Raw genomic sequence first — 9,120 nt, 5'->3', positions numbered from 1 at the left:
AATCCGGTGTCGATCCGAGCCGCATGGACGGCATAAGGTCACAGCTGAAGTCGATCGGGCTCGAACCTTATGATTGCCTCAATCCCGGGCTGATGGACTATATCGCCACCTGGACGGCCAAGAGATCCGGCGCGTTGCCGGCCTAACGACTGATCAGACACTATCCTTGGGGGCCGGACGAAATCGCCCGGTCCCAGGCGTTGGAACGAACGCAGGCGAGCGCGTGGACGGACACGCTTCGTAAGTCATTGCAGACGTGCTGTCAGCCTCAGGGGGCGTTGGGCTCAACGGGGAATACGCTGAAATTGGTCCAACCGGGTCGTATAGCTTCAAGATCAGCGACTGCGATCAGTTGGTTCTGGCTTGGCGCGGCCCAGATCGTGGACTAGCTTGGATATCGCAGGCAAAGTCGCGCCCAAAGCGCGATGGCGGCAAGGTGGTGCTCCTTACCAGCGCCTAGCGGGCTTGAACGGCAGCACCATCAGCTTGCTGCGTTTTGTCCAGGAAACCAGCCCGTATACCAGCGCGACCCCAGACCAGCCGATACCATCGGTGCGGCCGCGAACAAGGCGGGCGTCGGGGAAGCGTCGTGTGGCGACCGGCAACAGTGCGAAAGCCGGCGGTCACTGGCTGTCACGCGAAGCCGGAAGTCGGTCACGACCTGTCTCTGTTTCAATGGATCTGTCGCCGGCACATTCGGCCGATTTGGGCCACCGGGCAAGGCATTGCATTTCAGAACGGCCACATCTGCCGCGTGGCGCCGCGGAAATCATGGGCACATTCTGCTTTAGCCGGCCAAGATGGCAATGTACTATTTGCCAATAAGCTGGCCATGGTTGCAGGACTATTCTAGGCCAAACCAAACCGAAATGAAGCTGATGACCGATCGCGCCAGGTTCCTGATCATTGACGACCATCCGCTGTTTCGCGAGGCGCTGCATAGTGCCGTGCAGATGGCCTATCCGGAAGTCGACACGGTCGAGGCACGTTCGATTGCCGAGGCGCTCGAGCTTCTGACGGATGCCAAGCCGTTCGACCTGGCGCTGCTCGATCTCAGCATGCCCGACGTGCATGGGTTTGACGGGCTGCTGCAGCTCAGGACGCGTTATCCGCGCCTGCCGGTGGTCATCGTCTCCGGCTATGAGGAACCGAAGATCATTTCCGAGGCGCTGTCCTACGGTGCGGCCGGCTTCATCCCGAAATCGGCGCGCAAGAGCGACCTTGCCGCCGCCATCCGCTCGGTGATGGAAGGCGCGATCTATGTTCCCGAGACTTATGAAGGCCGGCCGCGCGACGCCGACAGCACCGACCGCGCCGAGATGGTGCAGCGGCTGGCTACGCTGACGCCGCAGCAGCTCAAAGTGCTGCAGATGCTGCGCCAGGGCCTGCTCAACAAGCAGATCGCCTATGAGCTGCAGGTCGGCGAGACCACCGTCAAGGCGCATGTCTCCGAAATCCTGCGCAAGCTCAACGTCTACAGCCGCACCCAGGCGGTGATCGAGGTCTCAAAGCTCGACAATGCCGAGCTGTTTCGCGATCCGGCGGGGTTTTGAGAGGGCTCGCTAAAAAGCGCACTGTCACCGTAGTCGACCGCACTCGTGTCACCGCAATCGGACTAGACTAGCGACGGCTCTCACGTTCCTGACACCAGTTAAGCAACCCGCGCCTCTCTAGTCAGATCAAATTCACGCGGCGATTGCTCTGCAGCAGTTAGCCGCTTTCCCTCGTCTAGTAAAATGGCGGCCCCGGGTCCAACGTAGAATGCTTTAATTTTACTAAATTGCTTTTTGAATGCTCTATTAAAAGTCTTCATTAGGTCCTGAGCGAGCGGCGTGTCGGAGACCGTTGCCACGCGGCCATTTATCACAACATCTTCAGCCCATCGCCCACCAGGGGAAAAAGTTACTGTGTCCGGATTGCTAAGCTGATCTAGCGAATACCGGATGCCGGAAGGTGTTTTTATCGGCCTCACCTCAATGGGCACAGCGTGGCCAGTGACAAGAAATGATCGACCGCTAGAAGCCGATTCAGTGGTTGATTGCCCAAGAGTTGGAATTTGCATTCTATTGCTAAAAGGGTCGAATTCCATCTTGGGAAAATGACCCATGAGGATGTATTTTATCGAAATTGCACGTTCTACTGCCTCCAATACGGGAAGAAGATCGTCCTTTAGCGCGAAGAAGTGAATCTGCTTCATATGAATTACCGCCTAGGCACAAGTAATGGCTGGGAATACGGTGACCCGTGTGCTGGGAAGATACGACCAGTTCAAGCCAGCAGATGCGCCAGCAGCGCCCTTAGCTGCGCTGGCTTCAACGGTTTGCGCATCAGCTCGATGCCGGCGGCGCGGGCGGCGTTGGCGACTGTCTGCGAACCATCGGCGGTGACGATGAGCGCCGGCACGGCGCGACCGAGATAATCACGGACCTCGGCGATTGTGGTGGTGCCGAGGTCGCCGCCGTCGAGATGCTGGTCGGCTATGACAATATCTGGCAACCAGTCGGTATCGCCAAGCAAGTCGAGCGCGTCACCGGTCGAGGTGGCGGGGCGCACCAGGCATTGCCAGCGCTCGAGCAGGGAGGTCATCGCCTGCAGCACGTCGATGTCGTTCTCGACCAGCAGCACCCTTGTGCCGAACAGACCGTAGCCGCGCGGCCGCTCCATGTCGACGGTGCTGGCGATTGGATCGGCCGTGTCGCCGATCCCGACCGGAACGTCGATATGGAAAATCGTGCCATGTCCGACCTTCGACGAAAACGTGACGGGATGGCCGAGGGCCGCGGCGATGCGGCGCACGATGGCCAGCCCCAACCCCAGCCCGCCGGCGGCAAGCCCGGCATCCGTCGGGATCACGCCGCGATGGAATTCCTCGAACACCGCCTCGCGCTGGTCGTCGGGGATGCCGCAGCCGGTATCGGCGACGTCGATGCGGATCGTGTCGCCGCGATGTCTGGTGCCGACCAACACGCCGCCCGAGCGGGTATAGCGCAGTGCATTGGACAGGATGTTCTGCAGGATGCGGCGCAGCAAGGTTCGGTCCGAACGAACGAGCGCATTGACCGGCCGGAACTTCAGCGTCAGCCCCTTCATCTCCGCAACCGGCTGAAAATCCGAGCGCAGAGACGAAAACAGCGTCTCCAGGCTGACATCGGTGATGTCGGGCTGCACGACGCCGGCATCGAGCTTGGAAATGTCGAGCAAGGTGCGGAGCAGGTCCTCCATGGTCTCCAGCGATCGCTCGACCTGGCGGACCAGCTTTCTGCCTTCCTCGCTGGTCTGTACTTCGGCAAGCGCCGAGACCGACAGATGCGCGGCGTTCAGCGGCTGCAGCACGTCATGGCTGGCGGCCGCCAGGAACCTGGTCTTGGACAGGTTCGCCAGCTCGGCGTTTTCCTTGGCTGCGTTCAAGTCGATGTTCGACTGCTCCAGCCGGCGCAAGGTCGAATGCAGCTCTTCGGTGCGGCTGCGCACCCGGCTCTCAAGCGAAATGGCGGTCTGGAACAGCGAAAAGGCATTGCCTTGCTGGTCCATGGAACGCTCGACGCGGCTGATCAGCGCGGCGTTGATCTTCTTCAGCCTTTCCAGGTCGTCGATGTTCCTGAGCGGCATCCCGGATTTCCTACTCCGCCGCTTCGGCCGCCTTGCGTTCACCGAAGGCGATGCCGGTGAAGGTCTGGTTCAGATGCATCGAACGGTACTGTTCGCCATAGGTGCCGAAGCCGAGGACGTTGTTGACCTTGTAGAGTTCCGAAATCTCGCGATAGACCTGCCGATTGCGCGCGTCGAGCCGGCGCAGCACGCAGTCGAAACCGAGGATCAGGTCAATGCCGCCAAGCCTTTCGCTGACGTCGCTGAGCGCGGCGCGGGTCGCCTCGACCATGTCCTTAGGCTGGGCGACGGCAAGCACGACACCATCGTCGATGGCGCAGAAGAACGACAGCGAGCCGTCCGCGTGCATCTTCTGGATTGAACGGCAGTAAAATTCGCCGCCGACTTTCACCACCACCGGGTGCGAGGCAAAACTCAGTGGCGTCAGCATCTGTGCGACAACGCCGACCGAGGCGGCATATTCCTCGGCGGCAATGGTGGCGTTGAATTCGCGCACGATGCGGTGGTCGGGATCGGATGCCGTCACCACCAGCTTCTCGTCGGTGGGAACGAAATTGTCGGTCTTGAACACGTGGAAAGGAATTTCCGTGGTGACCAGCACGATGATGGCGCTGTCGGAGGTCACTTTGCCGTTCGAGATCAGCCGCGTTGTCTCGAATTTCAAATCATCGCCAGCCGACCCGCCGATCAGTGGGATGTCGTCGAGCCCCCAATGGATGGCGGAGGTCACCGCTTCTTCGGCATAAGACAGGCCGTCGATCAAGCAGAGCGCGAAAGTGGTGTCGGCTCGCTCGTGCCCGAGGCGCTCGTGTAACGAACGCCTCAGCGCCTCGACTTCGCCGGTAATCCCGTCCATGCCCGATGAGGACAGATTTTCGATCATGGTGCTGGCTGCCGAAAACGATACGGAGGGAAGCAGCATGGCCAGGATCTGGCCTTCCTCCAGCCCCTTGGGCGTTATCTCACCGGCTGTCGAGCAGCCGGCATAGTGGAGCGCCGGCGCGTGGGTCTTCAGCGCTTCCGACAGGGCGACGGCCTCTATGAGGCTCTGCGAGAAAAACAGGAGGGCAAACCCGGCGTCAATGGCCGCTGCTTCCGCTGCCACCGCCCGGGCGAACGCATCCGCGTCAGATTCGTCGGTCGTGAGCACCGAAAGGCCGCATGCATAGCGCGTCCGTGACTTGGCCAGCGGCTTCCTCCTCCATTTCCTCCAACGCTCTTTTTGTGCGCGTCTGGCGCGCCGGCGTCGAGGTCATTGTTGTCTTGAAGCGGTGCTTTGGCAATGAGCCAACATGATGGATTTGAAGTTTCTGCCGTTTGACGGCGTCCGCGCAGCCGCTCACAGACGAAAGGCCGCATCGCACCGCCATCCGTGCAACGAAGGCCCAGCTGAATTTGCCGCAGGCGAATGTCAACGGATCATGGCTGGCAGGCTCGACGTGCCAAGAATGGGGCAGGATATCGCGCTTAGCCGTTGCCGTTTTGGACAGGGTGCTAGTCTAGCCTGGCGGTTGTCGTGGTCAATCCGGGGCAGGTGACAGCCTACGCCAATGCGCTCGGCAAGCGGGCCAGGACCGACACCACCGATGCTGCTGTAACGCTGCCTTCGTTGGGTCGAGCAAGCGGCAAGTGCCCGTTGCGCGGCACCGAAGCCGAGGCCCTGGCCGGGCTCGTCGCTCGCCGCCGTCAGATTGTGCGGATGATCGCAGCCGAGAGAGCCATGACCGCACCGCCATGGCAACGCAGGCACCAAAGAGCATCCAGCCAAAAGGAAAAAGACCGGCTGGAGAAGGTGTTGTTTCGCGGTTATTTCCGATCGCTTAGACTCAATTAGGCGACTTTGAGATCTTTCATCGCCTTTTCAACGACATCCTTGATCGGCCTCGATACATCTTCGGCAGCCTTGGTCGTCACGGCCTGAAATTCCTTGGCCTGCTTGACGGTCTTTTCGAGCTGCGTGCGCAAGAAGGCAGTCTGGAGTTCGATGAACTCGGACGGCGACTTCACGGCAACCAGGGCTTCGAGGTGCGAGAAGCCGGCTTCGGCATTGGCGCGCAGAGCAGCAATTGTCTTCAGCGACAACTCGTTGCCGACGGTCTTGGCGGTTTCGAAGCTCGACTGCAGAGCCTTCTGGGTCGTCTCGGTGCCTGACGCAAATTTCGCATAGGCTTCTTTCGACTGCTCGACGCCCTTTTCGGCGACAGCGCGGACCTGGTCGGCAGCCTTCGACGCGTCGAAGGTGGGGAATGAGGTATTTTCAACGGTGTCAGCGGTCTTGGCCATAGTTTCCATCCTTTCCGGTGGACGGCCTTTCACAAAAGCCGTCTCGTTCATTTACGAAACTGACGTTACGGCATTTATAGTGCATTGCAATATTTTTGTGCGACGCACCATCCCTGTTCCAGCGTTCCGAGGGGGCATGCGGAGGGTCGGTGGCATCTCGAGATCGCCGGTTCTGCAGGAAGAACTCTTCTGGACGGACCACCTGATCCCCTGATCCAGCATAGCCTTGCAACAGAGCACGACGTTTTGCCACCTGGGTATCTACTTCAGCCGCTATTCGGCAACCGTCCAAGTCTACGTCAACGAAAGCGTTAAATTCGTGCGCCGCAAACTTTCAGTCGGCGTACCCGCTGGGCACAAGGCGATCGCTTTCCTTAGCGCGCCATCGAGAAGTTGCTCGATATGGCGGTGGTTGACGCGAAGGCGCGCCTCAACCGCTTCCAGTGCGCCGTGAAGTGACCACCCCTGGTGGTCTATCGGTTAGCCAAGTTCCGGATCAGTGCGGATGCCTGAAGAAGACAACCGCTTTCTATCATCCAGGCATACAGTCCCACATGATCCGACGGGCTGAGGCCGGTGGGCAAATGCACGATAGGCATTCGAACCGACTCATCGTCGATCACCAACTCAACGGATCGAAGATCCGGTGGCACGTTTCCGGGAATTGCCAAAATTGGGGTGTCCTTGTCCCAGACCAAGCTTGTCGCCAGCGACTCTTCATTATAGGCAACCGAAACATCCGCCCTGTGCCCCGGTGGGCGCCAAAGCTCCAGTTTGAGGTCATAAACGCAGCCTGTCAGACGATTTTCGACCGGCACCATCCAAGGTTCCAAGGTGGCGGCCGTCGTGTCGGAAACGCCACGAGACCCACCTATGGTTTGGAGCTGACCAGCGGCATTCCCCAATAGATCCGAAATCGCAGTCAAACTCGAAGAAGCGCCCGCCGCCCCGTTAGAGGTTGATCCAGAACCCGATGCGTCGTCAGTCACCACAACATCCGCAGGTCCCGGCAACGCAGTGACCGAGCCATCGTCACCCATCAAAGTGACAGTCGATCCACCCTCGATATGCACGAGGTCGCCCAGTCTGAACAGTTTGCCGAGCTGAGGGCTGTCCGCGGGAGGATCGACAGCGACAACGACATACTCGCTGGCCGCAAGAGCGCTCGAGCAAGAACCAACTGCTGCGATGGCCGCAGCCAGTAGGAAAATGATTTTGGGTTGCCGATACATGACGCACGTTCAACCATACGCTTGTTTTACTTGCCTTCAAGATAGATCCTATCGCCAGCCTCACCCTGCTTCAGTCTTCCAAGGTGATAAGCAACGAGGCCATCGTTGGGATATTGAATGGCCAGCGATGCAAAGGCAGCAGCGGCAGTCTTGTCACGCGCGGACATCAGCAAATAAGCTTGCGAGTAAGCCTCCACCATCTCGCGATTCATACGCCCGTCCTCCAGCAACTCGAAGGCTGAGATCCACTCAGTCTTGCCTTTCAGACACAACACACCGGATGGCCGAAGCAGGTAGTCATCGGAAGAGTTCGCCACCTCCTCGCTGATGCAGTTCATGGTACCTAGAAACTTGTTCGCGCCTTCGAGCCTGGCAGCGGTGTTCACCGTATCGCCCATGGCCGTGTAGTTGAAGAATCGATTGCCCCCAAAATTTCCGACAACTGCAGGTCCTCGATGGACGCCGATACGAGTGACGCCAACGTCGTGGCCTCTAGACTTTACATCTGTCCGAAATCTTCGAGACATCGCGACGGTAGCGAGCGTTAGTTTTAGGGCCCTTTCGGCTTGGTCCTCCTGCACACCCGGTGCACCAAAAAAACCAATGACTGCATCGCCTATCAGTTTGTCTATCGTGGCTCCATGTTCAATGAAGAGACCACAAACCGCATCGAGGTATTCATTCAGAACCGCAGCAAATACCTCTGGTTCCGTCCGTTCGCCCAAACTGGTGAACCCCTCAAGGTCGGTGAACACGCACGTTATCAAGCGTTCGGATCCGCCGAGGCGCAGTGACGCCGGCTTGCTGACTAGCTCTGCCACGACTGCCGGGCTGAGATACTGAGAGAACGCGTTCTGGACGAAACGCCTTTCTTTCGAGTCCCGGTGCCATGCCAGAATTGCGACGAATCCGGAGAGCCCTAGCAGCAGCATCGACGGCGCGACCATTGGTAACAGAATCCCGGCCTTGGCAAACGCGGTTGCTTCTAAGATCAAAACCGAAACGACTGCGCCGATGATGACCATAGGTTTCACCAGCACTGATATGCGGAGCCAAGCGACCCAGATGCAGAGCGCCGTCGCGAGAACGAAGGGCCCAAACGCCGCCACCGCCCCTGGCGTAATGATTTTGTCGCCCTTGATCAATCTCGCCAGCGCATTGGCATGAATAACGACACCCGGCAGCGCTCCGGCAACAGAGCCGTTCAGCACGGCAAAGGGGGTTGCATGACGATCCTGCAGCGGGAGGTCGACGCCGATCAAAACGAACTTCCCGGCGAACCAGGCCGGGGGCGCGAAAGCGGCGGCGTGTGCCGGATATATTGTCCATCGTGCCGGATGAATGCCTGTAGCCCGATAGTAGACCATCTTCTCCGCAGCTTGCGATGCCGATATGCCGGCGGTCTGCGCGAGCGCTGATGCAAAGCTAGGTTGCCAGTTGCCATTCACCACGCGCCCTGGAAATTCTTCCCGCACAACCGCGTCGACCCTATCATGAGACAGGGCGGCCAGTCCGCGGATGGCGCTTGGCGCGAACCGACTAAGATACGACAGTTGCTTGTCGGTAAGGTCGTCGTCGTGTGATGCAGATGCGACAATTACCGGACTTTCGGCCGCCTCGATAACCTCAGCTAGGCGCCGATCCTTTTCTGCCTCGGTTGGCTGATCGAAAAGCAAGTCAATGCCTATTGTTCTCGGATGAGCCTTGTCGATTCTCTGCACAAGGTCGGCCAAGGCACCCCTATCCAGCGGCGATCTATAGGGAAACCTTTCCAATGTCTGCTCTGTGATCGTTACGATCACGATGTCTGTCGGGGGCGCGACGAAGGGCGAGATGGTCGTCATCAAGACGTCGCGCAGCAGTTTCTCGCCTGAGGGAGAGAATGTGGCAATGCAGGCGCCCAGAATGAAAAAGAATCCGAGCGACGCGAGAAGGCGCCCTTTTTGAACCATTCCGATCGGCGTGAAGACGGCCAAGCTGCGTGCAATTCGTTTCG

8 protein-coding genes and 1 pseudogene are annotated in these 9,120 nt (G+C 59.1%); 3 read left to right on the top strand and 6 right to left on the bottom strand.

Annotated elements, in window-relative coordinates; genetic code table 11:
* A pseudogene (locus NKJ55_RS06825) lies at nucleotides 1-146 on the top strand (S-(hydroxymethyl)glutathione synthase); the annotation flags it as partial.
* A gap of 723 nt (nucleotides 147-869) precedes the next feature.
* Nucleotides 870-1,553, top strand: a complete 684-nt coding sequence (locus NKJ55_RS06820; protein ID WP_023679211.1) for a response regulator — start codon at nucleotides 870-872, stop codon at nucleotides 1,551-1,553.
* Nucleotides 1,554-1,651: 98 nt separating this feature from the next.
* Here the strand turns inward: NKJ55_RS06820 and NKJ55_RS06815 are convergent, their stop codons facing one another.
* The 3 genes from NKJ55_RS06815 to NKJ55_RS06805 all read right to left on the bottom strand — a co-directional run bounded on the left by NKJ55_RS06815 (nucleotide 1,652) and on the right by NKJ55_RS06805 (nucleotide 4,759).
* Nucleotides 1,652-2,197 carry a hypothetical protein gene (locus tag NKJ55_RS06815; protein ID WP_352449211.1) on the bottom strand — a complete coding sequence of 182 codons (546 nt, stop codon included), beginning with the start codon at nucleotides 2,195-2,197 and terminating at the stop codon, nucleotides 1,652-1,654.
* A 71-nt stretch (nucleotides 2,198-2,268) separates the two neighbouring features.
* Complete coding sequence (locus NKJ55_RS06810) at nucleotides 2,269-3,609, bottom strand: ATP-binding response regulator (protein WP_352449210.1); 1,341 nt, start codon at nucleotides 3,607-3,609, stop codon at nucleotides 2,269-2,271.
* Between the two features lie 10 nt (nucleotides 3,610-3,619).
* Complete coding sequence (locus tag NKJ55_RS06805) at nucleotides 3,620-4,759, bottom strand: FIST N-terminal domain-containing protein (protein WP_352449209.1); 1,140 nt, start codon at nucleotides 4,757-4,759, stop codon at nucleotides 3,620-3,622.
* A gap of 366 nt (nucleotides 4,760-5,125) precedes the next feature.
* Between NKJ55_RS06805 and NKJ55_RS06800 the strand changes: the two genes are divergently transcribed.
* Nucleotides 5,126-5,443 (top strand): hypothetical protein, encoded by a 318-nt coding sequence (locus tag NKJ55_RS06800; protein WP_352449208.1) that lies wholly within the window; start codon nucleotides 5,126-5,128, stop codon nucleotides 5,441-5,443.
* Here NKJ55_RS06800 and NKJ55_RS06795 read toward each other — a convergent pair.
* The 3 genes from NKJ55_RS06795 to NKJ55_RS06785 form a co-directional block, all read right to left on the bottom strand.
* A complete protein-coding gene (locus NKJ55_RS06795; RefSeq protein ID WP_352449207.1) occupies nucleotides 5,440-5,901 on the bottom strand; it encodes a phasin in 462 nt (153 codons plus the stop codon). The genes NKJ55_RS06800 and NKJ55_RS06795 overlap by 4 nt on opposite strands.
* A 464-nt stretch (nucleotides 5,902-6,365) precedes the next feature.
* A complete protein-coding gene (locus NKJ55_RS06790; protein WP_023679216.1) occupies nucleotides 6,366-7,124 on the bottom strand; it encodes a hypothetical protein in 759 nt (252 codons plus the stop codon).
* A 26-nt stretch (nucleotides 7,125-7,150) separates the two neighbouring features.
* The gene (locus NKJ55_RS06785; protein ID WP_156937424.1) at nucleotides 7,151-9,100 is read right to left on the bottom strand and encodes an adenylate/guanylate cyclase domain-containing protein; all 1,950 of its coding nucleotides are present in this window, start codon (nucleotides 9,098-9,100) and stop codon (nucleotides 7,151-7,153) included.
* Between the last annotated feature and the right edge of the window lie 20 nt (nucleotides 9,101-9,120).

The sequence above is a fragment of the Mesorhizobium sp. M0106 genome, from assembly GCF_040322715.1.
Classification (GTDB): domain Bacteria; phylum Pseudomonadota; class Alphaproteobacteria; order Rhizobiales; family Rhizobiaceae; genus Mesorhizobium.
Note: the sequence above shows the minus strand (reverse complement) of the source record. Positions and strands in the feature narration are given on the sequence as shown.

Excerpts from the sequence above, each read along its gene's own strand:
- NKJ55_RS06820 (WP_023679211.1), top strand. The coding sequence starts at position 870 with ATGAAGCTGATGACCGATCGCGCCAGGTTCCTGATCATTGACGACCAT.
- NKJ55_RS06815 (WP_352449211.1), bottom strand. The coding sequence starts at position 2,197 with ATGAAGCAGATTCACTTCTTCGCGCTAAAGGACGATCTTCTTCCCGTA.
- NKJ55_RS06810 (WP_352449210.1), bottom strand. The coding sequence starts at position 3,609 with ATGCCGCTCAGGAACATCGACGACCTGGAAAGGCTGAAGAAGATCAAC.
- NKJ55_RS06795 (WP_352449207.1), bottom strand. The coding sequence starts at position 5,901 with ATGGAAACTATGGCCAAGACCGCTGACACCGTTGAAAATACCTCATTC.
- NKJ55_RS06790 (WP_023679216.1), bottom strand. The coding sequence starts at position 7,124 with ATGTATCGGCAACCCAAAATCATTTTCCTACTGGCTGCGGCCATCGCA.